This window comes from Streptomyces sp. NPDC050743 (assembly GCF_044456925.1).
Taxonomy (GTDB): domain Bacteria; phylum Actinomycetota; class Actinomycetes; order Streptomycetales; family Streptomycetaceae; genus Streptomyces.
Window position 1 is genome coordinate 54,978 of the sequence record NZ_JBITGJ010000011.1, and the last position, 23,846, is coordinate 78,823.

A 23,846-nucleotide genomic window follows, 5' to 3' on the forward strand; every position below is an offset into this window, starting at 1 on the left:
ACGGCAGGGTCCGGAGCTACTTCAGTCCGGACGTCTTGATCGACTCCACGATCTGCCGCTGGAAGACGAAGAACAGCACCAGCATGGGCAGTGCCGCGACCGTGGCCGCCGCCAGGATGTAGTTCCAGTTGGAGCCGTACTGCGTCTGGAACGAGGCGATGCCGAGCTGGACCACCGTCAGGGACTGGTCGTTGGTGGCGACCAGCGGCCAGACGAAGGCGTTCCAGTTGGCGAGGAAGAAGAAGATCGCCAGGGCCGAGAGGATGGGCCGGGACATCGGCAGGACGATGTTCCAGTACACCCGCCAGTGGCCGCAGCCGTCGACGATCGCCGCCTCCTCCAGCTCCTTGGGCAGCCCCAGGTAGAACTGGCGCAGCAGGAAGATGCCGAAGGCGTTGAAGATGGCCGGGATGATCAGGCCGGCGTAGCTGTTGAGCAGGCCCAGCTCACGGGCGACCAGGAACAGCGGGATCAGCACGACAGGGGCCGTGACCAGCAGGGTGGCGAAGATCGCGCCGAAGAGCTTCTCGCGGCCCGGGAAGCGCAGCCGGGCGAGCGCGTAGGCGGCCGTGGAGTGGAAGAACAGCGCAACGACGGTGATCACCGCGGAGATGAAGAAGCTGTTCCAGAGGTAGCGGCCGAAGGGGACCTCGGTGAAGACGTAGACGAAGTTGTCGAAGGTGAAGTCCTTCGGGATCAGGTTGCCGTCGGTGACGGTGGCCCGGGACTTGAAGGACGACGTGACCATCCACAGCACCGGGAAGATGCTGATCAGCGACAGGACCACGGCCAGGGCCGTCAGTCCGGCGCGTGAGGAGCGCGGCCGGCGTCCGCCCTCCCGGCCGGCCCGGGTCGTCAGGGCGTCACTCGCCATCGTCGAACCTCCCGCCTCTCGTGAGCTTGAAGATCACGGCGGAGATCACGACCATGATCAGTACCAGGAACGAGCCCATGGCCGACGCATAGCCGAACTCGCCGAATCCGAAGGCCTGCTGGTAGATGTAGAAGATCGCCAGGGACGTGCCGTTGGCGGGGCCGCCGTTGGTCAGGACGAAGATCAGGTCGAGGCCACCGGTGATGGCGGCGACCGTCGACATCAGCAGGACGAAGAAGCTGGTGGGGCGCAGCAGCGGCCAGGTGATGGTGCGGAAGGTGGTCCACGGTCCGGCGCCGTCCAGCTTCGCGGCCTCGTAGAACTCCTTGGGGATCTCCTGGAGCCCCGCCAGGAAGATGATCATGTAGTAGCCCATCATCACCCAGACCATGACCGCGATGACGCAGCCGAGGGCCAAGGAGGGGCTGCCGAGCCAGGACTCGCCGTCGAAGCCGGCCGCCCGCATGGCCCGGTTGACCGCGCCGGTCTGCTCGTCGAGCAGGAACTTCCACAGCACGCCGACCACCACGAGGCTGATCACGTACGGCAGGAAGAGCGCGGTGCGGTAGACGCCGACGCCGGGCAGCTTCTGCTTCACCAGCAGGCCGAGGCCGAGGCTCACGCAGAACAGGACGGGGACGAGGATCACGACGTATTCGCCGGTGATCTTCATCGAGTCCCAGAACAGCGGGTCGTGCATCATCCGCTCGTAGTTGCCGAGCCCGATCCACTTGTACGAGCCGAAGCCGCTGACCTGGAAGAAGCTCAGGGCGATGGAGAGGACCATCGGGATCGCGACGAAGACCAGGAGGCCCAGCACGTCGGGCGCGAGGAAGAGGCCCGCGGCCAGCCATTCGCGGTGCTTGCGGCTGAGTCTCGGCGTGTCCGCGGAGGCGGGTGCCTGCGCCGGGGCCGCGGCCCGCCGGCGCTGTTGTGCGGCGACGCTGCTCATATCAGGCTCGCCCCCTTGTAGCTCTTGGTGTACGCAGCGATGGACTGGGCGGCTCTGGCCGCCTCGCCGGCCACACCGCGGCCGGCGAGCATGGTGCCCTGGATGGCGTCGGAGATCGCCTTGTAGACGACCGGGGGGTAGCGCGGCTCGGCGCGCCCGCCGGGGAAGATCTCGTCCTTGAACTTCTTCATGATCTCGGAGTCGTAGCCGCCCTTGGCGGCGCCCCGCTCCAGGGCGCTGGCGCGCGGCGCCACGTCGGACTTGGCGCCCACGCACCAGTCGACCATCCGGTTGATCGAGTCGTCCTTCATGGACCCGAGCGCCCAGACGCAGAACTCGGCCGCCGCCTCGGGGTTGCGGCCCTGGGCGTTGGCGCAGAAGGACCAGCCGCCGAGCGTGGTGACGTACTTGCCGCCCGCCGGGACGGGCAGCTTGAAGATGCCGTAGCGGTACTTGGGAGCGAACGCCTTGAAGCTGGAGACGTTCCAGATGCCCTGCTGCCACATGGCGACGTTGCCGCCCTTGAAGCCGCCGATCACGTCGCCGGCGGCGGGGACGGTGCGCGGGGCGATGCCGTGGCTCACGGCGTCCTGCCACAGCGCGAGGGCCTGGCGGGTGGCCTTGGAGTCGAAGACGACCTCGCCCCGGTGGTCCAGGACGTCGCCGCCGCCCTGCCACATCCACGGGTACCAGGTGAAGTTCTGGTAGTAGCCGGGGTTGGTCTCGAAGACCAGACCCGCCCGGGTCTTCGTGCGCAGCTTGTCGCCGATGTCGAGCATCTGGTCCCAGGTGGTGGGGATGTCGGCCTCGGACAGGCCGGCCTTCTCCCACACGTCCTGGGCGTAGAACATGGCCAGCGGCTCGATCTCCATCGGCAGGGCGTAGACCTTGCCGTCGACCTTGCGGCTGTCGAGTGCCGAACCGTAGTCGTCGATGGCGGCCTTGTCCATGTGCGGGGTGAGGTCCGCGAGGACACCGCCGTTGTAGTAGCGCAGGAAGTCGCCGGGCGAGAGCAGGAAGATGTCCGGGCCCTCGCCGGTGGCGAAGGCGGACGGGAGCTTGAAGCCGTTGAGGTACGTCTGTATCGGCACGTAGACGAGGTCGATCTGCTGCTTGTGGGTGCGGTTCCACGCGGCGACCATGTCCACGAACCACTTGGACTGGGCGTTGATCGCGGGGTCGGGCGAGCGCTGGGGGCCGTAGAAGTTCCAGAACTGGAGGTTGCCCCCCTTCGCCTGTGCCGTGCCGCAACCGGTGAGCAGGGCCGGGGAGGCGAGGGCCGCGCCGGCGCCCGCCGCCGCGGTGAGGAATCGCCGGCGTGACGTGGCGGCCGGGCGCCCGGCTTCGTTGCCGTGCTGGAGCATGCGTGCGCTCCTGTCGGAGTGGGATGGGCGTGGGAGAACTCGAGGTGGGACGGGCGTGGGGGGCTGTCGGTGGGACGGGGGTGCGGGGTTTTCGGTGGGGGAGGCGGCTCAGTCGACTTCGAGGGTCAGCAGGTCCGGCGTGGCCGGACGGGAGGCCGAGCTCGGGGCGTCCAGGTAGAAGAGCGAGGTGCTGGCGATGTCGTCGCTGGTGTGCCGGTAGCGGTGCGGCAGACCGTTGCCCTGGCCGGGGCCGATGCCGAGGCTCTGCACGGTGACGCGCAGGTCCTGCGAGAAGCGGACGGGGTCGAGGACGTGCCAGCGGTACATCCCGAAGCGCTGCTGGCTGCGGTAGAGCCCGTCGGGGCGCAGGATCTGGTTCAGGCCCAGGTAGGGGGTGGTGTAGGCGGTGTAGCCCTGCCCGGGGACGTCGAAGTTCCAGGCGCCGCCGAAGTAGTCCTCGGTGCCGGTGCCGCAGATCGTCGGGAACTCGTCGTCGCCGTCGAGGTAGAACTTGAACTCGCCCTCGCCCCACCAGCCGGGGCTGTTGACGCCCCAGGCGAGATAGGTGCCGACGTAGCTGCCGGCGCCGGTGACCCCGTCGAGCAGGGTGTGCACCTCGCCGTACGGCACCGGGTGGCTGCGCCGCCACTGGGCGTGGAAGTAGGAGGCGTCCTCGCCGACCTCGTCGAGTTCGTAGTCGACCTGGTAGTAGAGGGTGACCTTCTCGGCGGTCAGGTTCTCCAGGGTGATGCGCGCGCGGCGGCGGAACGGCATGGGCCAGTACGCGTTGAAACCGCCGTTGGGGTTGGCGGCGACGGGCACGGACGAGACCTGGCTGAAGGTGTTCCAGCCGTTGCAGAAGAAGTCGCCGAGCGGGACCTCGACGGCGGGGGTCTCCTCGCCCTCCCAGTACATCCGCAGGAGGGTGCCCCGCCAGGCCGTGTGCGGGTCGGTGGTGCACCACAGGTGCCGGATGGTGCCCGGCCCCTCGATGTCGGCGAGCACGGCGGTCTCGCCGGCGGCGATGTCGATGCTCGGGGAGATCTTCCAGCCCGGCCCCAGCCTGCTCGCCGCGACCGCGCCGGTGCCCTCGGTGGCGCGGCCGCCGCCTGACTTGGCACCATCAAAGTTCTCGGCGCTGATGGAACGGCTCACGGCACGGGTCCTGCGGGAGATGCCGTCGAGTCCAAAGGTCGTCATCGTGTTCTGTGCCTTCATGGGTGGGGTGGGGTACGGGGCGGGCCCGGAGCCGGGCCGCGCAGCCCTTTGAAATCCATTTCAGCGAAAAGTAGGGCCGACATCAGGGGGTGTCAAGGGGTGAGATCCCCGCGCACCTCATCAGCCCCGCCATGCCCGTCTTGTACGGCTTGCCCGGCTGCGTCCAGCCGCAAGGCCCAGCTCTGCGCGGCCTCTTGACGCTGAAATCGATTTCTGCGAGCGTGCTCGTCATGCCTCGCAACGCAGTCATCGGTGTGGACATCGGCACATCGAGCAGCAAGGGCGTCCTCGTCGGCCTCGACGGCACCCTGATCCGCTCGGCCGTGCGGGAGCACACCCCCACCAGACCGGGTCCCGGCCGCTTCGAGATGGACGCCTCCGTGTGGTGGCGCGAGTTCACCGAAATCGCCGCCGAGCTGACCGGCCCGGGCGACACCACCGTGCTCGCGGTCGGGGTCAGCGGCATGGGTCCGTGCGTCCTGCTCACCGACGAGCGCGACACCCCGGTGCGCGCCGCGATCCTCTACGGCGTCGACACCCGCTCGGTCGGCCAGATCGGCCGCGTCGAGGAACGGCTGGGCGCCGAGGAGATCATGCGCCGGTGCGGTTCCGCCCTCACCACCCAGGCCGCCGGGCCGAAGATCGCCTGGGTCGCCGAGGAGGAGCCCGAGGTCTACGCCCGCGCCCGCCGCCTGTACATGCCCAGCTCCTGGCTGGTCCGCAAGCTCACCGGGACCTACGTGCTGGACCACCACTCGGCGAGCCAGTGCACTCCGCTGTACGACACGCTCGCCGGCGAGTGGTACGGCCCCTGGGCGGCCGACGTGGCCCCCGGCATCGAACTGCCCCCGCTGCACTGGTCCGGCGAGGCGGCCGGCACGGTCACCGCCGAGGCCGCCGCGGCGACCGGCCTGCCGGCCGGGATCCCCGTCACCACCGGCACCATCGACGCCTGGGCCGAGGCCCTCAGCGTCGGCGCACAGCGCACCGGTGACCTGATGCTCATGTATGGCACGACCATGTTTCTGATCCACACCGTGCCCAAGCCGCTCACCAGCCCGTCGCTGTGGGGCACGGTCGGCGCCCTGCCCGGCACCCGCAACCTGGCCGGCGGCATGGCCACCTCCGGCGCGGTCACCAACTGGCTGCGCGATCTGTTCGCCGACGGCGACCACGCCGAACTGACCCGACTGGCCACCGAGTCGGGGCCCGGCGCGGGCGGGCTGCTGATGCTCCCGTACTTCTCCGGCGAGCGCACTCCGATCATGGACCCGGACGCCCGCGGTGTGATCGCCGGACTCACCCTGTCCCACACCCGCGGCGACCTGTACCGGGCCGCGCTGGAGGCCACCGGATTCGGGGTGCGCCACAACATCGAGGCCATCGAGGAGGCGGGCGGCGACATCCGCCGGGTGGTCGCCGTCGGCGGCGGCACCCAGGGCGACCTGTGGACCCAGATCGTCTCCGACATCACCGGCCGGCCGCAGGAGCTGCGCACCACCACGATCGGCGCCGGCTACGGCGGCGCCCTGCTCGCGGCCCAGCTCGTCGGGGACGCCGACATCGACGACTGGAACCCGGTGCACCGGACGGTGACGCCCCGAGCGGAGCACCGGCACCGCTACGACGAGCTGTACGGCCTCTACCGGCGGCTGTACCGGGAGACGTCGGCGACCGTGCACGCCCTGGCGCCGCTCCAGGAGCGCTGAGCCCGTCCGCGTCCGGCAAGGCGCTCCGCCCTTTGAACCCCGCCAGGGGGCTCGCCCCCTGGACCCCCGGCCTTTGCCCGCCTTCCGGCCGACCCGGTCGGCCGGAAGGCGGCTGTCAAACGCACACCCCCAACGGAGATCGCATGACCTCGTACACGCTGCCCGTCCCGAACCGGCCGGCCACCGCCGAGCCGAACACCGTCTACACCGTGGCCAGTGGTGACCTGCGCCCCGCCGCCAACGTCACCTGCTGGCCGACCCAGGAGAAGCTGGAGAAGGACCTCGCCGCGGCGCTGAGCGACCTCGGCTGGCAGGTGAGCCGTGGCCACGCCTTCGACGCGACCAAGGGGCACGGCTTCATCGACAGCCAGCGCGCCGGCATCGAGGTGTTCAAGACCCTGCCGAAGGACGCGCCGCTGATCGTCGTGGAGGGTGTGTGGCAGTACAGCCACCACGTCCTGGCCGGGCTGCGCGACCACCGCGGACCGATCCTGGTCGTCGCCAACTGGAGCGGTGAGTTCCCCGGCCTGGTGGGCCTGTTGAACCTCGCCGGCAGCCTCACCAAGGCCGGGCGCGCGTACTCCGTGCTGTGGAGCGCCGACTTCACCGACGACTGGGCCCGCGACGGCCTGCGCACCTGGCTAGAGACCGGCACCCTCACCCACGACGTCGGCCACGTCCGGCCGATGCCGGCCCTGTCCGAGGACCCCGAGACCGAACTCGGCGTGGCCCTGGCCCGGCAGCTGCGCGACGAGAAGGCGATCATCGGTGTCTTCGACGAGGGCTGCATGGGCATGTACAACGCCATCATCGACGACGAGTTCCTCAACCCGCTCGGCATCTACAAGGAGCGGCTGTCGCAGAGCGCCCTGGTCGCGGAGATGAACAAGGTCTCCGACGAGGAGGCGCAGGCGGTCCGCGCCTGGCTCGACCACGCCGGGATGACCTTCCACACCGGTACCGACGAGGCCACCGAGCTCACCGACGCCCAGCTGCTCAGCCAGTTCAAGATGTACATAGCCGCGCTGCGCATCGCCGACGACTTCGGGCTCGACGCGGTCGGCATCCAGTACCAGCAGGGTCTGAAGGACACCGTCCCGGCGAGCGACCTCGCCGAGGGTCTGCTCAACAACGTCCAGCGCCCGCCGGTGTTCAGCCGTGACGGTGCCCGCGAGCTGTACGCCGGCGCGCCGCTGCCGCACTTCAACGAAGTGGACGAGGGCGTCGCCGTCGACTCGCTGGTCACCAACCGCATCTGGACGGCGATGGGCCTCGACCCGGCCACCACGCTGCACGACATCCGCTGGGGCGAGGAGTACGACGGCCGGTTCGTGTGGGTCTTCGAGATCTCCGGCTCGGTGCCCGCCTCCCACAACGGCGGCTACCACAAGTCGTACAGCATGCGGCAGCCCCCGATGTACTTCCCGCTCGGCGGCGGCACGCTCAGCGGCGTCTCCAAGCCCGGCGAGATCGTCTGGTCGCGGGTCTTCCTGATGGACGGCCGACTGCACGTCGACCTCGGCCGGGCCACGGCGATCGAGCTGCCGGAGGAGGAGACCCGGCGCCGGCTGGAGGCCACCACCCCGCAGTGGCCGATCATGCACGCGGTGCTGCACGGGGTAAGCCGCGACCAGTTCATGGCCCGCCACCGCGCCAACCACCTGAACGTGGCCTACGCCCCCGACGCGGAGACGGCCGACAAGGCGCTGCGCGCCAAGGCCGCCCTCTTCGCCGAGCTGGGCGTCGAGGTCCACCTGTGCGGGGACGTGACGCTGTAACCGAGTCGGCGGGTGACCGTGTGCGCGACGGTGCGCCCGCCCGAAAGCTTCGCGGTGTTCCGCCCGGCGTCCCCCCGTACGGGCGGGGCACCGCGAACCGGCACGTGAACGACCGAGCAAGCGAACCGGGACGCCCCACGATTCCGAGGAGTTCAGCATGGCCGGCTCACCTAGCCCCACCCCCACTCCAGCGGCGAACGGCCAGAGCCGCCGTACGCTGCTCGCCGCCGGCCTGGGCCTGGCGACGGCGGCGGCCGTGCCTGCCGCGGGCGCGCCACCGGCGGCCGCCGCCACCGCCCAGGCCACCACCATCACCGGCACGAAGATCAGAAATCTCACGGGTCCGGACGAGACGGGCCGGTTCTCCGCTCCGTGGACGGATCTCGGCATCCCCGTCACCTGCCCCGACGGCACCATGCTGTTCGTCTGCGGCGACACCTTCGACGGCGCCGGTGTGGGCGGCCCGGACTGGCGGGCCCCGGTCGGTCTGCGCGCCCGCCGACCCGACCCGGACTACCTGGTCATCGACGACAGCGTGGGCGGCGCGCACGCCGTGGGCCTGGTCCCGGAGGGCCACCAGAACAACACGACCGCCATCCCGTCGGACGTCTTCACCGTCGGCGACACGATGTACATGCACCTGATGCGGGGCGTCCTCTACCAGACCGACCACTCGGACTTCTGGCGCTCGACGGACAACGGCGAGACCTGGGAGTACCTGTGCCTGTGGCCGGGCGACCAGTACGGCGGGCAGTTCCAGCAGAAGACGTACGCGGTCGCGGACGACGGCTACTGCTATGTGCTGTCGACCGTGTTCAACCTTGAAGGCTCCCCTCCCTGAAGGGAGTGGATTGGTCACCCTCCGGGGCTGAGCGGGGATTTACGGCTCAGGCCGCCACCGGAGCCGGCGGCCCCGGTGGTCTTACGCCCTCGACACCGTCCGGGTTCCAACCTGCCCGGACCAGCATCACGCGGGCGGAGTTCTTGTCCCTGGGGGACACGGCTCCACACACGGTGCAGGCATACGTTCTCATCGACAGAGGCAGTGCGTGCTTGGTTCTCGCTCCGCACTTGGCACAGTCCATCGTGGTGTGCGCCGGGTGCACGAGACGGACCTCCCGCCCGTGCTTGCGGCCCATCTCGACCAGGGCACGCTTCGTCGCGGCGATGGCGGCATCGGCCGCCTTGCGGGCCATGGTGGTCTTCGCCAGGAACCTCGGCCTGAAGTCCTCCACCGCAACCCCGTCGTGGCCGCGCATCACCCGCTTGGCCCACTTGCGGGCGGTGTCCTCCCGCTGCCGCGCGATCTTCTTGTGCAGCTTCGCCGCCTGGGCTTGCGCCTGCCGGTAGCCGGCGGATGCGGGCCGTCCCTTGGGAGGTCGGCGCCGGGCCATCATCCGCTGGTACCTCGCGAGCCGCTGCGCGGCCCGCTTGCCGTGCTCGGCATGCGGGAGATCGTAGGCGTCGTCGGTGGTGGTGGCGGTCTCCTTCACACCCCAGTCCACCCCGAGGACGCGCCCCGTGGCGGCGAGCGGTTCGCTCTGGGCGGGAACGACGAAGGACACGTACCAGTGTCCGAGCGTGTCCTGGTACACGCGCACACTCGACGGGTCGGCCGGCAGGTCCCGCGACCACACCACCGTCACCACGATCTGGCCTGCAAGGTGCAGGCGGCCGTCCTTGAGGCGGAAACCGCGCTTGGTGTAGTTGAGGCTGGGCCGCGCCTCCCGCTTCTTCTTCCACCTGGGCATCCCGGCCCGCCGGTGCATCGGCAACCGATCCTTGATGTCCTTCAGCGCTTTGGCACGGGACCTGGCGAAGTCGCGTATCACCTGCTGCTGCGGCACCGACGCGCCCTCAGCCAGCCATGGCGTCGCCCCGCGTGCCTGGGTCAGCATCTTGTCCAACTGCCCCGGACCACAGGTCACCTTCTCGCCCGTCGCCCGGCTCTGCGCGTGAACCTGCTGGGACTTCGCGACGCACTCATTCCAGATCCACCGGCAGCGCGCCCACTCCGCTTCGAGTGCGCGCCGCGCGGTAGCCGACAGGCGCACACGGAAGGTGTACCGGGCATGCCCGGTCTCCTTCGTGGCTGCCTCTGTCGTCATGCATCCGAACCTACACGGGAGGACTGACAGTTGAGAGTTCTTGATCATTGTGGGCGACGTCACCGCCGTGCGGGGCGGGGCGCCGGATCGCCCTGACGGCGATCCGGCTATCCCTGCCCTGCTCCGCAGGAGTCCGATTCCTCCCCGGCCTGAAGGCCGGGGCATCCTCGGAGGAACCCGGTGACGTCGACTCCGGCCTGCTGCTGCACCGCGTGCGCCAGGACCGGCTGGGCGACCCGGCGGCCTACGAGCCGTGGGGCTATGCGAACGGCGCCTGGGCCTGGGGGAACTATCCGACGACGATCACGGCGCGCCGCCGCTGGGGCGAGATCTGCTTCCGCGCCATGGGCGGCAAATACGCCCTGACCTGGCTGAACATGGACCCCCTCGGCATCCGCGCCCAGGTCTTCGCGCTCCCGACCAGCAACCTGTTCACCACACCGGAACAGACGATCATCGTCCCTACCACCCCGGGCAACGAGTCCGGCAACGCGGTGGCCAGCCCGTACGGCGGCTTCATCGTCCCCGGGTCGACGTTCGGCGACTTCAACATCAACGTCAGCCAGTGGTACGACGACCAGAACTACCGGGTGATGCAGTACCGGATCAGCGGTCTGGCCGTCTGAGCACCCGGACGTTCACGTCGGTCGCGGAACCGGAGGCCCGTCACCGCCGGCCTGCCCCAGCCCGCGGATTGTGTGAGCGACGCGGATGCTGGTACTTCTGGATCACATGACCAGCCGAGTGCTTCTCGTCTCCCCCGCCATGAGCGCGTCGCTGCGGCAGGCCCGCTTCGACGACGGCGGCTCGATCGACGAGAGCGGCGCGGCACGGGCCCGTTCGGCGGCCGGCGCGCTGCCCTCCGCGGCCCGTGTCCTGACCTCCCCCGGCACCCGCTGCCGGGAGACTGCCGCGGCACTGGGCCTCGACGCTGTGCCGGTAGGGGAGTTGGCGGGCCTCGACGTGGGTCGCTGGCGGGGGCGCACCCTGGACGAGGTGGGGGCCGCCGAACCGGAGGCGGTGGGCCGCTGGCTCGCCGACCCCGCGTCCGCACCGCACGGGGGCGAGTCCGTGCGGGACCTGTGCGCGCGGGTCGCGGGCTGGCTGGCCGAGGCGCAGGAGCTTCAGGGTCGTACGGTCGCGGTGGCCGAACCGGAGGTGGTGCGGGCGGCGGTCGTCGACGCACTGGGCCTGCCCGATGCGGTCTTCTGGCGCCTCGACGTGCCGCCGCTGACCGTGACCGCGCTCGGCGGCCGGGCCGGGCGCTGGAATCTGCGACTGGGGCGTCCGCTTGCCGCGCCGGAGGCCGATTAGGCACGGAGAACGGCATGGGGCCCGACGGAGGGTTCCGTCGGGCCCTGTGCCGTATGGAGGCGAGTCAGTGTGCGGCCGGGACCGCTCGCCGGCCCGCGGCCGTGGTCGGCCTGGGGTTCAGCAGCCGCTCGGCCAACTCACCGAAGACGAGGCCGAATCCGGCCCACAGTGTGGTCTGGATTGCCAGGGCGGAGAGCCGGAAGCGCCACAGCAGGGTGGCCGGGAAGCCCTTGGGCACCTCGTTGACGACGGGCAGGAACTGGTAGGCCAGGCCGATCACGACGGTGAACGCGACCACCGCGGCCACCGTGGCCCACCAGGTGCCCAGGCGCGGGGTGAGCCGCTTGCCCAGGATGGTGGCGGCGACCGCCAGCAGGACGCCGAGCAGCATCATCAGGAAGTACAGGGTGGTCCGCTTGCCGATGGTGTCGGGGCTGCCGACCGACGGCGGGTTGGCCGGGTACTTCAGGAACGGCACGACGTACACGGCGAGCAGCGCGCAGCCCGACAGCAGCAGTGCCGTGGCGCGCGGGCCGAAGCGGCCCACGCGGCCGAGGGCGAAGCTGAAGGCGAGCGCGCCGATGCCGCCGAAGGCGACCCCGTAGACGAGGACACCGGTGGCGAGGCCGGCGGTCGACTGCAGCGAGCGCGAGACGACCTCCATCTCGTGCTCGTGGGAGTGGGCTTCCTCGAAGCTGATCGCCTTGTCGACGTTCGGCTCACCGAGAACGTAGGCCACGACCAGGGCGAGCACTCCGGCCGCGAGGCCGGCGAGCATGCCCCGGACGAGAAGGTTCCGTACGGTTGCGGAGTTCATGGGCGTGCGACGACCCTCGCGTCAGTGGCAGGGGAAGCCCAGCAGGTGGCGGGCGTCGTGCACCCACTCGTGGACGCCCGTGCCGTTGAGCACGGAGGTGGCGCCCTGCTCGGCGCCGACGAAGTAGAGCAGGACCAGCATGAGGACGCCGAAGAAGACCGCCCAGGGAGCAATCGCCTTCAGCGGCAGCTTGGCGGGAACGGCGGGGGTGGTGGCTGTCGGCTGGGCGACGGTCTGCGCCATGGCAGGACCTCCTCTGGGAGTTCGCGTCCCATCTCGGTGGTGCACAGGACGACGGCCACGGGTCTGACTCACGAGCCCCTTGGGGCCCGCATACAGTGGCGCGACCGTGCCGGATTCCCACCGGCTTCCGTTTCGCCGTCGTCGATATCGGACCGACCGTACCGCGTGACGCGCGCATGGCCAAGACCGCCTCCCGCCCAAGTGATCTTCCTCTCCCGCCAGGTGGGACGGCAGGAGACGGGCGGGAAAAAGGGTTGGGCGGGCTGAGGACCCGTCCGGTAGGTTGCAGTCGACCGTGCACCAGGCCGAGGAGGTGAGACCCATGAACGCTGTATTCGTGTGGGTGCTCCCCCTCGTCGTCACGGTCGGGCGATCGACGTAGGTGTCGCCGGGAGCGCCTCGAAGACCAGGCACTCCCGAAAGGCAACACGCCATGGAATCTTTGAAGTTCACCGCCGAGTCGTCCTCCAACGGCATGATCGAACGCGAGTTCACCGTGGGCCAGGTCCCCGGTGTCCTCTGGTCGCCCGCGTCCGGCGCGGACCGTGCGCCCCTGGTCCTGCTGGGCCACGGCGGCGGCAACCACAAGAAGCATCCGGCGATGGCGGGTCGCGCCGAACTCCTGGTGACCGGCTGCGGCTTCCACGTCGCCTGCATCGACGCGCCCGGTCACGGCGACCGGCCGCGCACGGCGCACGACGAGCAGGAGATCGCCGAGCTGTACCGGGCCAGGGCGGCGGGCGAGCCGGAAGGCCCGATCGTCGTCCGCTACAACGCCCACCTCGCGGAGCTCGCCGTGCCCGAGTGGCAGGCGACCCTGGACGCCCTCCAGGAGCTTGCGGAAATCGGCGCCGGCGGGCCGGTCGGCTACTTCGGCATCAACATGGGCACCGCGATCGGCGTGCCGCTGGTGGCGGCCGAACCCCGGATCACGGCCGCGGTCTTCGGCCAGCACTGGCCCGACGTCCTGGCGGAGAAGGCGAAGCGGATCACCATCCCGATCGAGTACGACATGCAGTGGGACGACGAGCACATCCCGCGCGAGGCCGGGCTCGCGCTGTTCGACGCCTTCGCCTCGAAGGAGAAGACCCTGCACGCCAACGCGGGCAAGCACAAGGAGCTCCCTCGGTTCGAGGCCGCCAGCGCGGTCCGGTTCTTCGCCCGGCATCTCGGCCGAACGGCCGCCGTGCGGGCCTGACATGAGCGTTGGCGGCGCCCGGCCTGCCGGTCGGGCGCCGCCGGCGCGGCCCCGATCTGGTCAATACGCCTAGGCCGTGAATCCTGTGGGCCGGGCTCGGATGCCGGGGCGGAACTTGGGGACGCGGAGGGTGATCTTCGTGCCCGCTCCGACGCCGGTCTCGATGACGAGGCCGTGGTCGTCGCCGTAGACCTGGCGCAGCCGGCGGTCGACGTTGTTCAGGCCGATGCCGGTGGCGGGGCCGGCCGTGCCGCGCAGGATCGCGCGCAGGCGTTCCGGTTCCATGCCGATGCCGTCGTCCTCGATGACGACCAGGGCTTCGGTGCCCTCGTCCTCCGCGATGATCGTGACGCTGATGCGCTCCACGGACCCCTCCAGGCCGTGCTTGAGGGCGTTCTCGACGAGGGGCTGCAGGCACAGGAACGGCAGCGTCACGGGCAGCACCTCGGGGGCGATGCGCAGGGTGACCTTCAGACGGCGGCCGAAGCGGGCACGGGCGAGTTCCAGGTACTGCTCGATGGAGCGCAGCTCCTCGGCGAGGGTGGTGAAGTCGCCACCGCGGCGGAAGGAGTAGCGGGTGAAGTCGGCGAATTCCCGGAGGAGTTCGCGGGCGCGCTCGGGGTCGGTGCGGACGAAGGAGGCGATGCTCGCGAGGGAGTTGTAGATGAAGTGGGGGGAGATCTGGGCGCGCAGGGCCCGGACCTCCGCCTCGTGGGCGCGGGTGCGGGCCTGGTCGAGGCCGGCGAGCTCGAGTTCCAGGGAGAGCCGGCGGGCCGCTTCCTCGCCGGCCCGGACGAGCGCGGTGGACTCGTCGGCGGCGAGCACGACGAGGGCTCCGGGGGCGCTGCCGTCGGCGGGGAGCGGCACCAGGGCGCCCCAGCGGACGGGGCAGCCGGTGTCGTCGCAGGACAGCGGGAAGGTCCGGGCGCGGGGTGGGTGGGCGAGCTGTGCCGTCACCTCCGCGCGGTGGTGTTCGCCCGCGCCGTCCCAGGCGAGCACGGTGGTGTCGCCGGTGAGGGCGAGGGCGGGGGTGCCGAGCAGGGGGCGCAGCCTGCGGACGGTCTTGCGGGCGGTGTCCGGGGTGAGCCCGGCGCGCAGGGGTGCCGCGGCGAGCGCGGCGGTGTGCAGGCCATGGGCCAGGGCGCGCGCCCCCTCGTGGTGGGCCGTGTGCTCCTGCTGCCGGCGCGCCGCCCCGTGCCCGAGGGCGGCGCCGAGCACGAACAGCGCGAGCCCCGCCAGAACGAGCGCCGCGGTTCCGAGAGCGGTCATCGGCGCCGCGGGTTCGGGCCGGCGGGGTGGGTGGTGGAGTGCCGGGGCAGGTCGCGGACCGTTGTGTGCCTGGTCCGCCCCGCGCCTCCGCTGTGCCGTCGACCGGCACGCGCGTCGGCGGCGCCGGCGGGGCGACGGGCGGGCGCCGGAGGTCGTCTTGCTGTGTCGCTGGGCTGCACAACGGCTCCTCGGTCAGGTCGTCGCCGGTCCGGGGCGGGCGGGGGCCGGGGGTTCGGGCAGGTGGAGGCGGGCCATGGTGGCGGCGGTGCCGGGTGGGACGCGGCTGCGGGTGGCCAGGGAGATCAGGACCATCGTGGCGAAGCCCACGGGGACGGACCACACCGCGGGCCAGGCCAGCAGGGTGTGCACCCAGCCGGAGCGAGCGCCGCCGACGATGGTGGCCGTCACCGCGGTGAGCGCCGAGCCGCCGCCGAGGACGAGTCCGGCGATCGCGCCCGGCGGGGTCAGGCCGCGCCACCAGATGCCCAGGACGAGCAGCGGGCAGAAGGAGGACGCGGAGACGGCGAAGGCGAGTCCGACCGCGTCGGCCACGGGCAAATCGCTGACCACGGCGGCGGCGGCGGTCGGCACCGCGATCGCGGGCAGGGTGGCGAGCCGGAAGTGGCGGACGCCGAGCGTGGGCACGACGTCCTGGGCGAGGACACCCGCGACGGACATCGTGAGCCCGGACGCCGTGGAGAGGAACGCCGCGCAGGCGCCGCCGGCGACCAGCGCGCCGAGCAGGTCCCCGGCGACCCCGCCGAGCAGCCGCTGCGGCAGGACGAGGACCGCCGCGTCGGTGTCGCCGGTCAGGAGCAGGTCGGGGGCGTACAGGCGGCCGAGCATGCCGTACAGGGGGATGAGGAGATAGAACGCGCCGAGCAGGGCGAGCACGCTGACGGTGGTGCGGCGGGCGGCGCGGCCGTCGGGGTTGGTGTAGAAGCGGACGACGACGTGCGGCAGGCCCATGGTGCCGAGGAAGGTGGCCAGGATCAGCCCGTAGGTGGCGTACAGGCCGTGCTGTTCGCGCTCGGAGGACAGTGGCTCGGCCCAGCTGGAGGGCGCGGCGCGGTCGGCCGCGCGGTCCGGCAGCGGGACGCGGGCGCCGGCCGGGAAGCGCAGGGCGGTCTGCGCGCCGATCCGGTGCCGGCCCTCGCCGAGCCGCAGCGAATCCCCGTGCACCGCCCGGCCGTCGACGGTGCCGGACGCGGTGACCCGGACCGGCTCGCGCACGGTGAACGTGAGGGGCCGGTCGACGCGCACCTCGGTGGAGCGGTGGAAGACCGGCCGGTCGTCCCAGGCGGGTGCCGGGGCGTTGTCGCCGCGCCAGGCGAGCAGCAGGAACACCACGGGCACCAGCAGAGCGGTGAGTTTCAGCCAGTACTGGAAGGCCTGGACGAAGGTGATGCTGCGCATCCCGCCGGCGGCGACGGCCGCGGTCACCACGGCGGCGACGACCAGACCGCCGAGCCAGCCGGGTGCGCCGGTGAGCAGCCGCAGGGTCAGGCCGGCGCCGCGCAGCTGGGGCAGCAGGTACAGCCAGCCGATGCCGACGACCAGCACACCGGCGATCCGCCGCACCGCGCGGGACTCCAGCCGGGCCTCGGCGAAGTCGGGCAGGGTGTAGGCGCCGGAGCGGCGCAGCGGGGCGGCGACGAAGGCCAGCAGGACCAGGAAGCCGGCGGTGTAGCCGATGGGGAACCACAGCATGTCGACGCCCTGGGCGAGGACGAGTCCGGCGACGCCGAGGAAGGAGGCGGCGGACAGGTACTCGCCGCTGACCGCGCAGGCGTTGAGCCGGGGGGCGACGGTGCGGGAGGCGACGTAGAAGTCGGAGGTGGTGCGGGAGATGCGCAGTCCGAGCGCGCCGACGAGGACCGTGGCGAGGATCACGGCCGTCACGCCCACGATGCCGTACGTCTGGTTCACCGGCCGACCCCGGCGGTAAGTCGGCGCATGGTCAGGGGCGTTCCGCGGGAGCGTCGGCGGCCGGGCCGGTCTCGTTGCGCTCGGCGCGGCGGACGTACCAGGCGCCGATGGCCAGCAGGGCGGGGTACGGCGCCACGCCCAGGAGGAGCCAGACGGCGAGGGGGACGCGGGGTGCGGTGTCGGCGAACGGCAGGATGCGCAGGAGCACGGGGAGCAGGCCCAGCAGGATGGCGAGGAGGGCCGTGGTGACGAGGGCGGCCTTCATCTGACGTCGTATCAACTGCTCCGGGTACACCTCGGATCCGGGCTGCGGCGCGGGTGCCGTGCGGGGTGCGGCCGTACCGCCGAAGGGGCGCGGCCGCCCGGTGACCACCTCTCTGCGAGGGACGGATTCCGCACCCATGACGCACTCCCGACGCAGCGGTGATCACCTCGTGCTGCGGCGAGTGTACGCAGCGCGCCCCCGCCGAGACAGCGGGTGGACGAGAATCGCCACAGGTCCGTCACCCCGGCGACCGCTCGGGTCGCTCAACGGGCCCTGCCCGCAGCGTGTTTGGCCAGCAGGTCCCGTAGTTCCCGGGCGTTGCGCCGGCTCACGGCGAGGACGCGGTCGCCGATCCGTACGGTGACGTTGCCGCCGTCCAGGCGGAGTTCCTCGATGCGGCCGAGTGCGACGAGCCGGCTGCGGTGGATGCGCACGAACCCGCGCGCGCGCCACTGCTCCTCCAGGGTGGACAGCGCGACGCGCACCAGGTGGCTGCCGTGCGGGGTGTGCAGGCGCGCGTAGTCGCCCTGGGCCTCGACATAGGTGATGTCGGCGATGGGCACGAACCGGGTCACCCCGCCCAGTTCGACAGGGACCTGATCGCCGAAGGCGGGCGGCTGCCCGGGCGCGGTCGCGGCGGGGGCGGCGGCCGGCCGGGGGCCCTGCCCGGCCCGGACGAGTTCGGCGACCCGGCGTACGGCTTCGGCGAAGCGCTCCTTGCGCAGGGGCTTGAGCAGGTAGTCGACGGCCTTGAGGTCGAAGGCGCGGACCGCGAAGTCGTCGTGGGCGGTGACGAAGACGATCAGCGGCGGCGCGGCGAACGCGCCCAGCAGACGGGCGAGTTCGAGGCCGTCGAGTCCCGGCATGTTGATGTCGAGGAAGACGACGTCGACGGCTTCCTCGCCGTCCGGGCCGTCCGCCATGGTCCGGCCGAGCCGGCGCAGTGCCTCGGTGGGTCCCGCCGCGGGCACCACGGTGCCGACCCGGGGATCGCGCTTCAGCAGGTACAGCAGCTCCTCGAGCGCGGGCTCCTCGTCGTCCACCGCCAGCACACGCAAGGGAGCGTCGGTGGCGCTCATCTCCGCTGTCTCCTTCCCGTTTCAACCACTTACCCGGTGCATGGTGGCCTTCCCGGCCGTCCGCGTCGATACGCGGACGCCGGTGGTGTACGACGGCCGTGGCCGGGCGAGGATCCCGAAGTCCGTGGAGGAGAGCAGGCCGAGGAGGCGCGGTGGAATTCGTGCGGCGCGAGCAGTGGGACGCTCACTACGCAGGCGGCGGCCGGTTCCGTGAGCTGGGGCCGGCCGAGCGGCGGCTGCTGGCGGAGCACGTCCCGGCGCCGGCCGGGGGCCTCGCCCTGGACATCGGCTGCGGACTCGGTGAACTCGCCCGCCATCTGGCCGGATCCGGCTACCGGGTGGACGCCGTCGACTGGTCCGGGGCAGCGCTCACGCGGGCCCGGCGCACCAACGCGGCCGGCGTGACGTACCGCCGCCTGGACATCGAGCGGGACGACCTCGACCGGCTTCCGCACCCCGCCTACGATTTGATCACCGTCCGTCTCGGCTGGGCCTTCGTCCGCGACCGCACCCGGGTGCTCAACCGGCTGCGCGAGCGGCTGCGCCCGGGCGGGGCACTGTGTGTGATCACGCCGGTCGCGGACGCGGTGCCGGACGAGCGGCGCGGCATCGCCCTGGACGAGCGGGAGATCGCCCTCCTCAGCACCGGCTGGACGTCCGCCGATCGCCACGACGCCGACGGCCTGGCGCTGCTCGTCCTGCGCGACCCCTCCCCCACCGCACCGGGGTACGCCGGCAAGGGCCGCCCGTCCCCGCACGCCCTGACCGGCGCCGGGGTCGTCGTCACCGACCGGGCGGGGCGGGTGCTGCTGGGCTGGTCGGTGCGGGGCGTCTGGGAGTTGCCCGGCGGCAAGAACGACGCGGGCGAGGACTTCGCCGCGGCGGCCGTCCGCGAGCTGGAGGAGGAGACGTCCCTGAAGGCCGACCCGGCGGATGCGCGGGTGCGGGCGATCCTGATGGACTCCGTGCACGGCATCCCCCGGGTGACGGCCGCCGTCCGGGTGAGCGCCTTCACCGGCGAACCCCTCGTCACCGAACCGCGGCTGATCCACCGCTGGGAGTGGCACGACGTCGACGACCTGCCGTTGGTCGGCGGGCCGTTGTTCACGCCGAGCGCTCATGTCCTGGACGTCATGTGGCCCGGTCTGCTGCCGGGGCTCCCGCCCGTGCACCGGTACCCGGTGGCGGACGGCTGAGCGGCGTCACTCCGGGACCACCAGCCGGGCCGCCTCCCCCGGGCCCACCGGGACCACCCGGTCGCGCAGGCAGACGTCGATGGGGGCGCGGTCGGAGTCCGGTACGGCGATCTCCAGCAGGCCGCTGCGCAGGTGCAGATGGACGCCCCAGTGGCCGTGGTAGCGGATGGCGAAGCCGTAGGAGGAGAGTTCGGGGAGCGGGACGGGGTCGAGGCACAGGGCGCCGTCGCGGGTCTCCAGGCCGGTCAGTCCGCGCTGGACGAGGTCGAGGGTGCCGGCCATGGCGCCGAGGTGGATGCCCTCGCCGGTGGTGCCGCCCTGCAGGTCGGCGATGTCGCCGCGCAGCGCCTCCTGGACGAAGGCCCAGGCGTCGGCGCGGCGGGCACGGGTGAGGATCCAGCCGTGGACCAGGCCGCTGAGGGTGGAGCCGTGGCTGGTGCGATGCAGATAGTGGTCGACGGTCGCGATCCAGGTCCGTTCGTCCAGGCGGTGCCCCAACCGGTCGAAGAGGGACCGGAGTTCGGCGACCGAGAAGAGATAGCCCAGCATGAGGACGTCGGCCTGCTTGGACGCCTTGTAGCGGTTCACGCTGTCGCCCTCGGCCTCCAGGATCCGGTCGAGGCGGCGGATGTCCTCGTACCGCTTGCGGTAGTCGTCCCAGTCGAGCTCGGCGAGGTCGCCGTAGCCCTCGAACTGGCTGATCACCCCGTCGTGGAAGGGGATGTGGAGGGTGCGGGAGATCTCCTCCCAGTGGGCGGGCTCGTCCTCGTCCAGACCGATGCTCTCGGTGAGTTCGCGGCGGCGCGGCTCGGGCAGGGTGCTCAGCAGGTCCAGGGTTCGGGCGAGCACCCAGGCGGCGGTGACGTTGGTGTACGCGTTGTCGTCCAGTCCCGGCCGGGGCGCGCCGGGGTAGGCGTCGTGGTACTCGTCGGGGCCCATCACGCCCCGGATGCGGTACCGGCCGAGGCGGTCGTCGTAACCGGCCGAGTCCGCCCAGAAGCGCGCGATCTGCAGCAGGATCTCGGCGCCCTCGCCGTGCAGGAAGTCGGTGTCCCCGGTGGCCTCGCAGTACTGCCAGATGTTGTAGGCCACCGCCGAACCGACGTGGTGCTGGAGCCGGGAGTGGTCCGGCACCCAGCGGCCGGAGCGGGGGTTGAGGTGGAGTTCCGGGGCCTCCTCGCGGCCGTCGCTGCCGCTCTGCCACGGGTAGAGCGCGCCGCGCCGGCCGAGTTCGCCGGCCGCGTGGCAGGCGGCGTCGAGACGCCGGTGCCGGTAGTGGAGCAGCGCCCGGGAGACCTCGGGGAGGTGCAGGTTGAGGTAGGGCAGGACGAAGAGTTCGTCCCAGAAGACATGGCCGCGGTAGGCCTCGCCGTGCAGTCCGCGGGCGGGGACACCGGCGTCGAGGTCGGCCGTGTGCGGCGAGAGGGTCTGCAGCACGTGGAACAGGTGCAGCCGCAGGATGCTGCCCGCCTCCCCGGGCACCTCCAGCGCGGTGCGCCGCCACAGCTGCTCCCAGGCCGCGGTGTGCGTCTCCAGCAGGGCGTCGAAGTCGGGGGCGGCGCCGACGCGCTCGACGGCCGCGTCCAGCGGGTCACCGATGGCGGGGTCGTGCGAGGTGTGCAGCGCGACCGTCTTGTCGACGGTGATGGTACGGCCGGGTGTCAGGCGCAGCTTCACGTGCTGGACGGCGCGCAGGGCTTCGTGGGCCGTCGCCACCGGTGCGTCGGTGGCCAGCCGGGCGGCCAGGGCGCATTCGATACGGGAGGTGCGGGTGTGGCAGCGCAGCCACATCGCGCCGTGTGCGGCGAGACCGGTCCGGATCTGGGTGAGGTGCCGGCCGTCCAGGTCCCGGTAGCGGGCCACGCCGGAGTTGGTGACGCGTCCGTCCAGCGCGGCCTCGACCTCCAGCTCGGTGCCCTGGCCTTCGACGGTGAACTCGGTACGTAGAGTTCCGATATGACGGTCCGCCAGGTGGACCAGGCGGAGCTGGCGCACATGGAGCGTGGCGCCGCCCTCAAGGCCGTAGCTGGTGCGGCGTTCCAGCAGGCCGGGGTCGAGATGGAGGGTCAGATAGTGCTCGGTGACGGGGTCGGAGTCCGGGGTGAGCCAGGCGGCGCCCGCCGGGCGGAAGCGCAGCGGCAGCCAGTTGGGGAGGTTGACCATGTCCTCGTGCTCGACCCGGCGTCCGGCGACCTCGGAGGTGAGCCGGTTGTAGCAGCCGGCCACGTAGGTGCCCGGGTAGTGGACGTCGTCGGCGGTGCACTCGGGCAGGGCCCCGCGCGTGGCGAAGTACCCGTTGCCCAGGGTGCACAGCGACTCTCGCAGGCGCTCCTCCTCGGGCCGGTAGCCTTCGTACTCCCAGGTCGGTCCCGTCACGATCATCCCTCGGACAGCAGGCCGGTGAGGATCCGGTCGGGGGTGAGGGGCAGTTCGCGGTAGCGGACGCCGGTGGCGTGGTGGACGGCGTTGCCGATGGCGGCCGCGGTGCCGACGATGCCGATCTCGCCGATGCCCTTGCTGCCCATGGGGTTGAGGTGCGGGTCGTCCTCGTCGATCCAGTCGGCCTCGATGTCGGGGACGTCGGCGTGCGCGGGCACGTGGTAGGAGGCGAGGTCCGCCTCGGTGAAGTCGCCGAAGGCGCGGTCCATGGTGCTGTGTTCGGTGAGGGCCATGCCGAGGCCCATGGTCATGGCGCCGGTGAACTGGGAGCGCGCCGTACGGGAGTTGAGGATCCGCCCGGCGGCGAAGACGCCGAGCAGCCGCCGTACCCGTGTCTCGCCGGTGACGGTGTCGACGGCGACCTCGGCGAAGTGGGCTCCGAAGGCGTGCCGGGCGTAGGGGCTGTCGGCGTCGGCCCGCCCGGCGGTGTCGGCATGGGTCTCGATGCCGTCGGCGGGCAGCGGCCCGGTGTGCGCTGCGAGCTGGGATACCAGGTCGGCGCACGCGTCGTGCACGGCCCAGCCCCAGGAGGCGGTGCCCATGGAGCCGCCGGCCAGCCAGGCCGACGGCAGGTCGCTGTGCCCGATCTCGGTGCGGACCCGGTCCAGGGGCGCGCCGAGGGCGTCGGCGGCGATCTGGGCGAGGACGGTACGGGCCCCTGTGCCGATGTCGGTCGCGTTGATCCGGACGGCGAAGGTGCCGTCGGGCAGGGCTCGGGCGGTCGCGGTGGCCGGGACGGCGGCGGCCGGGTAGGTGGCCGCGGCCACGCCGGTGCCGATGAGCAGCGGGCCCTCGCGGCGCAGGCCCGGGCGTGGATCGCGCCCGTCCCAGCCGAAGCGGCGGGCTCCCTCGCGCAGGCACTCCACGAGGTGCCGGCTGCTGAACGGTTTGCCGCTGCCGGGCTCGCGCTCGGGTTCGTTGCGGACGCGCAGTTCCACCGGGTCCATGCCGAGGGCGTCGGCGAGTTCGTCCACGGCCGACTCCAGGGCGTACATGCCGGGCGCCTCGCCGGGGGCGCGCATCCAGGACGGGCTGGGCACGTCGAGCGGGACCACCCGGTGGGTGCTGAGCAGGGCCGGGGCGGCGTACATGACGCGGGCGGGCACCGCGGCCTGCTCGACGAACTCCTTCACCCGGGAGGTGTGGGTGGTCGCCTCGTGCAGCACGGCGGTCAGCCGGCCGTCCGCGTGCGCGCCGAGGCGCAGCCGCTGCACGGTGGGGGCGCGGTGGCCGACGGTGGTGGGCAGGTGACGGCGGGGGTAGGCGAGGGTGACGGGCCGGCCGGTGCGCCGGGCGGCCATGGTGGCGAGGACGACGTCGGGGCGCGGGGTGCCCTTGGATCCGAAGCCGCCGCCGACGTGCTCGGTGACGACCGTGATGCGGTCCTCGGGCAGTTCGAACAACTGGGCGAGGACCTCCCGCACGGTCGTACCGCCCTGGCTGGAGGTGTACACGGTGAGCCGGTCCCCGTCCCAGTGGGCCGTGCTGGCGTGCGGCTCCATGGGGTGATTGTGCAGGGGCGGCACCCGGTAGGTGGTGTCGACGCGGACCTCGGCGGCGGCGTAGGCGGCCTCCGGGTCGCCGTGCTCGACGCGGCCGGGATAGCCGGCGTTGGCCTCCTCCGGCTCGTAGGCGTGCGGGTGCCCGGGGTCCAGATCGACGTCGTGGGGTTCGGCCGTGTAGGTGACGCGTACCGCCCGGGCGGCCGCTCGGGCCGTCTCCAGGGTGTCGGCGACGGCCAGGGCCACGCACCAGCCCCGGTGCGGCACGTGCGGGCCCTGCAGCACGGCGAGCGTGGCGTCCTCGGGCGCGGCGAGGCGCGGGGCGTCGTCGGGGGTGAGCACGGCGAGGACGCCGGGCAGGGCGAGGGCGGCCGAGGTGTCGACGGCGGTCACCCGGCCGCGTGCGATCGCGGCCGGCACGGGCCAGGCGTGGGCACGGCCGGGCAGGCCGTACTCGGCGGCGTAACGGGCGACGCCGGTGACCTTCTGCAGCCCTTCCCGGCGCTCGGCGGGCGCGCCCAGGGCGCCGCCGTGGGCCGTGTCGAGGCTGTCGCGGTGCTCTGCGGCAGTGCCCGGGGAGTTGCCGGTCATG

18 protein-coding genes, 2 pseudogenes and 1 riboswitch are annotated in these 23,846 nt (G+C 72.0%); of the genes and pseudogenes, 7 read left to right on the top strand and 13 right to left on the bottom strand.

Annotated elements, in window-relative coordinates; genetic code table 11:
• Window positions 1-16: 16 nt before the first annotated feature.
• The 4 genes from ACIBJF_RS14350 to ACIBJF_RS14365 form a co-directional block, all read right to left on the bottom strand.
• Complete coding sequence (locus ACIBJF_RS14350) at window positions 17-874, bottom strand: carbohydrate ABC transporter permease (protein ID WP_399174015.1); 858 nt, start codon at window positions 872-874, stop codon at window positions 17-19.
• A complete protein-coding gene (locus tag ACIBJF_RS14355; protein ID WP_399174016.1) occupies window positions 864-1,826 on the bottom strand; it encodes a carbohydrate ABC transporter permease in 963 nt (320 codons plus the stop codon). The genes ACIBJF_RS14350 and ACIBJF_RS14355 overlap by 11 nt, the downstream gene beginning before the upstream one ends.
• The gene (locus ACIBJF_RS14360) at window positions 1,823-3,190 is read right to left on the bottom strand and encodes an ABC transporter substrate-binding protein (RefSeq protein ID WP_399174017.1); all 1,368 of its coding nucleotides are present in this window, start codon (window positions 3,188-3,190) and stop codon (window positions 1,823-1,825) included. The genes ACIBJF_RS14355 and ACIBJF_RS14360 overlap by 4 nt, the downstream gene beginning before the upstream one ends.
• Window positions 3,191-3,298: 108 nt before the next feature.
• Window positions 3,299-4,390 carry a glycoside hydrolase family 172 protein gene (locus ACIBJF_RS14365; protein ID WP_399174018.1) on the bottom strand — a complete coding sequence of 364 codons (1,092 nt, stop codon included), beginning with the start codon at window positions 4,388-4,390 and terminating at the stop codon, window positions 3,299-3,301.
• Between the two features lie 248 nt (window positions 4,391-4,638).
• Here ACIBJF_RS14365 and ACIBJF_RS14370 point away from each other — a divergent pair, with 248 nt between their 5' ends.
• The 3 genes and pseudogenes from ACIBJF_RS14370 to ACIBJF_RS14380 all read left to right on the top strand — a co-directional run.
• A complete protein-coding gene (locus tag ACIBJF_RS14370; RefSeq protein ID WP_399174019.1) occupies window positions 4,639-6,117 on the top strand; it encodes an FGGY-family carbohydrate kinase in 1,479 nt (492 codons plus the stop codon).
• A gap of 143 nt (window positions 6,118-6,260) precedes the next feature.
• Window positions 6,261-7,895, top strand: coding sequence for a fucose isomerase (locus ACIBJF_RS14375; RefSeq protein WP_399174020.1), 1,635 nt, complete (start codon window positions 6,261-6,263; stop codon window positions 7,893-7,895).
• Between the two features lie 157 nt (window positions 7,896-8,052).
• A pseudogene (locus ACIBJF_RS14380) lies at window positions 8,053-8,715 on the top strand (DUF4185 domain-containing protein); the annotation flags it as partial.
• A gap of 67 nt (window positions 8,716-8,782) precedes the next feature.
• Here ACIBJF_RS14380 and ACIBJF_RS14385 read toward each other — a convergent pair.
• Complete coding sequence (locus ACIBJF_RS14385; protein ID WP_399174021.1) at window positions 8,783-10,003, bottom strand: RNA-guided endonuclease InsQ/TnpB family protein; 1,221 nt, start codon at window positions 10,001-10,003, stop codon at window positions 8,783-8,785.
• A gap of 182 nt (window positions 10,004-10,185) precedes the next feature.
• Between ACIBJF_RS14385 and ACIBJF_RS14390 the strand changes: the two are divergent.
• Together ACIBJF_RS14390 and ACIBJF_RS14395 are read left to right on the top strand one after the other, a co-directional pair.
• Window positions 10,186-10,629: pseudogene (locus ACIBJF_RS14390) on the top strand (DUF4185 domain-containing protein); the annotation flags it as partial.
• A 106-nt stretch (window positions 10,630-10,735) separates the two neighbouring features.
• Complete coding sequence (locus ACIBJF_RS14395) at window positions 10,736-11,317, top strand: histidine phosphatase family protein (RefSeq protein ID WP_399174022.1); 582 nt, start codon at window positions 10,736-10,738, stop codon at window positions 11,315-11,317.
• Window positions 11,318-11,381: 64 nt separating this feature from the next.
• Here ACIBJF_RS14395 and ACIBJF_RS14400 read toward each other — a convergent pair whose 3' ends face one another.
• Together ACIBJF_RS14400 and ACIBJF_RS14405 are read right to left on the bottom strand one after the other, a co-directional pair.
• Window positions 11,382-12,134, bottom strand: coding sequence for a CbtA family protein (locus ACIBJF_RS14400; RefSeq protein ID WP_399174023.1), 753 nt, complete (start codon window positions 12,132-12,134; stop codon window positions 11,382-11,384).
• A gap of 21 nt (window positions 12,135-12,155) precedes the next feature.
• Window positions 12,156-12,377 (bottom strand): CbtB-domain containing protein, encoded by a 222-nt coding sequence (locus tag ACIBJF_RS14405; protein ID WP_399174024.1) that lies wholly within the window; start codon window positions 12,375-12,377, stop codon window positions 12,156-12,158.
• A gap of 35 nt (window positions 12,378-12,412) precedes the next feature.
• A riboswitch (cobalamin riboswitch) is annotated at window positions 12,413-12,549 on the bottom strand.
• Between the two features lie 261 nt (window positions 12,550-12,810).
• Here ACIBJF_RS14405 and ACIBJF_RS14410 point away from each other — a divergent pair.
• Window positions 12,811-13,575: an alpha/beta hydrolase gene (locus ACIBJF_RS14410; RefSeq protein ID WP_399174025.1), complete on the top strand. Its 765-nt coding sequence runs from the start codon at window positions 12,811-12,813 to the stop codon at window positions 13,573-13,575.
• A 69-nt stretch (window positions 13,576-13,644) separates the two neighbouring features.
• Here the strand turns inward: ACIBJF_RS14410 and ACIBJF_RS14415 are convergent, their stop codons facing one another.
• The 4 genes from ACIBJF_RS14415 to ACIBJF_RS14430 all read right to left on the bottom strand — a co-directional run bounded on the left by ACIBJF_RS14415 (window position 13,645) and on the right by ACIBJF_RS14430 (window position 18,117).
• Window positions 13,645-14,844, bottom strand: coding sequence for a sensor histidine kinase (locus ACIBJF_RS14415; RefSeq protein WP_399174026.1), 1,200 nt, complete (start codon window positions 14,842-14,844; stop codon window positions 13,645-13,647).
• A gap of 192 nt (window positions 14,845-15,036) precedes the next feature.
• A complete protein-coding gene (locus ACIBJF_RS14420; RefSeq protein ID WP_399174027.1) occupies window positions 15,037-16,773 on the bottom strand; it encodes a cation acetate symporter in 1,737 nt (578 codons plus the stop codon).
• Window positions 16,774-16,804: 31 nt separating this feature from the next.
• Window positions 16,805-17,176, bottom strand: coding sequence for a hypothetical protein (locus ACIBJF_RS14425; protein ID WP_399174028.1), 372 nt, complete (start codon window positions 17,174-17,176; stop codon window positions 16,805-16,807).
• Between the two features lie 125 nt (window positions 17,177-17,301).
• Window positions 17,302-18,117, bottom strand: a complete 816-nt coding sequence (locus ACIBJF_RS14430; RefSeq protein ID WP_399174029.1) for a LytR/AlgR family response regulator transcription factor — start codon at window positions 18,115-18,117, stop codon at window positions 17,302-17,304.
• 152 nt (window positions 18,118-18,269) lie between these two features.
• Here ACIBJF_RS14430 and ACIBJF_RS14435 point away from each other — a divergent pair, with 152 nt between their 5' ends.
• The gene (locus ACIBJF_RS14435) at window positions 18,270-19,313 is read left to right on the top strand and encodes a bifunctional class I SAM-dependent methyltransferase/NUDIX hydrolase (protein WP_399174030.1); all 1,044 of its coding nucleotides are present in this window, start codon (window positions 18,270-18,272) and stop codon (window positions 19,311-19,313) included.
• 6 nt (window positions 19,314-19,319) lie between these two features.
• Here ACIBJF_RS14435 and ACIBJF_RS14440 read toward each other — a convergent pair whose 3' ends face one another.
• Together ACIBJF_RS14440 and ACIBJF_RS14445 are read right to left on the bottom strand one after the other, a co-directional pair.
• Entirely contained in the window at window positions 19,320-21,695 is a 2,376-nt protein-coding gene (locus ACIBJF_RS14440; RefSeq protein WP_399174031.1) for a glycoside hydrolase family 65 protein, read from the bottom strand.
• Complete coding sequence (locus ACIBJF_RS14445; protein WP_399174032.1) at window positions 21,692-23,845, bottom strand: xanthine dehydrogenase family protein molybdopterin-binding subunit; 2,154 nt, start codon at window positions 23,843-23,845, stop codon at window positions 21,692-21,694. Before ACIBJF_RS14445 ends, ACIBJF_RS14440 begins: the two co-directional genes overlap by 4 nt.
• Between the last annotated feature and the right edge of the window lies 1 nt (window position 23,846).

Bases quoted from the DNA above. Each gene is read 5' to 3' on its own strand.
- ACIBJF_RS14370 (WP_399174019.1), top strand. From the start codon at position 4,639: ATGCCTCGCAACGCAGTCATCGGTGTGGACATCGGCACATCGAGCAGC.
- ACIBJF_RS14445 (WP_399174032.1), bottom strand. From the start codon at position 23,845: ATGACCGGCAACTCCCCGGGCACTGCCGCAGAGCACCGCGACAGCCTC.
- ACIBJF_RS14405 (WP_399174024.1), bottom strand. From the start codon at position 12,377: ATGGCGCAGACCGTCGCCCAGCCGACAGCCACCACCCCCGCCGTTCCC.
- ACIBJF_RS14395 (WP_399174022.1), top strand. From the start codon at position 10,736: ATGACCAGCCGAGTGCTTCTCGTCTCCCCCGCCATGAGCGCGTCGCTG.
- ACIBJF_RS14400 (WP_399174023.1), bottom strand. From the start codon at position 12,134: ATGAACTCCGCAACCGTACGGAACCTTCTCGTCCGGGGCATGCTCGCC.
- ACIBJF_RS14430 (WP_399174029.1), bottom strand. From the start codon at position 18,117: ATGAGCGCCACCGACGCTCCCTTGCGTGTGCTGGCGGTGGACGACGAG.
- ACIBJF_RS14385 (WP_399174021.1), bottom strand. From the start codon at position 10,003: ATGACGACAGAGGCAGCCACGAAGGAGACCGGGCATGCCCGGTACACC.
- ACIBJF_RS14365 (WP_399174018.1), bottom strand. From the start codon at position 4,390: ATGACGACCTTTGGACTCGACGGCATCTCCCGCAGGACCCGTGCCGTG.
- ACIBJF_RS14355 (WP_399174016.1), bottom strand. From the start codon at position 1,826: ATGAGCAGCGTCGCCGCACAACAGCGCCGGCGGGCCGCGGCCCCGGCG.
- ACIBJF_RS14375 (WP_399174020.1), top strand. From the start codon at position 6,261: ATGACCTCGTACACGCTGCCCGTCCCGAACCGGCCGGCCACCGCCGAG.
- ACIBJF_RS14410 (WP_399174025.1), top strand. From the start codon at position 12,811: ATGGAATCTTTGAAGTTCACCGCCGAGTCGTCCTCCAACGGCATGATC.
- ACIBJF_RS14415 (WP_399174026.1), bottom strand. From the start codon at position 14,844: ATGACCGCTCTCGGAACCGCGGCGCTCGTTCTGGCGGGGCTCGCGCTG.
- ACIBJF_RS14440 (WP_399174031.1), bottom strand. From the start codon at position 21,695: ATGATCGTGACGGGACCGACCTGGGAGTACGAAGGCTACCGGCCCGAG.
- ACIBJF_RS14350 (WP_399174015.1), bottom strand. From the start codon at position 874: ATGGCGAGTGACGCCCTGACGACCCGGGCCGGCCGGGAGGGCGGACGC.
- ACIBJF_RS14360 (WP_399174017.1), bottom strand. From the start codon at position 3,190: ATGCTCCAGCACGGCAACGAAGCCGGGCGCCCGGCCGCCACGTCACGC.
- ACIBJF_RS14425 (WP_399174028.1), bottom strand. From the start codon at position 17,176: ATGGGTGCGGAATCCGTCCCTCGCAGAGAGGTGGTCACCGGGCGGCCG.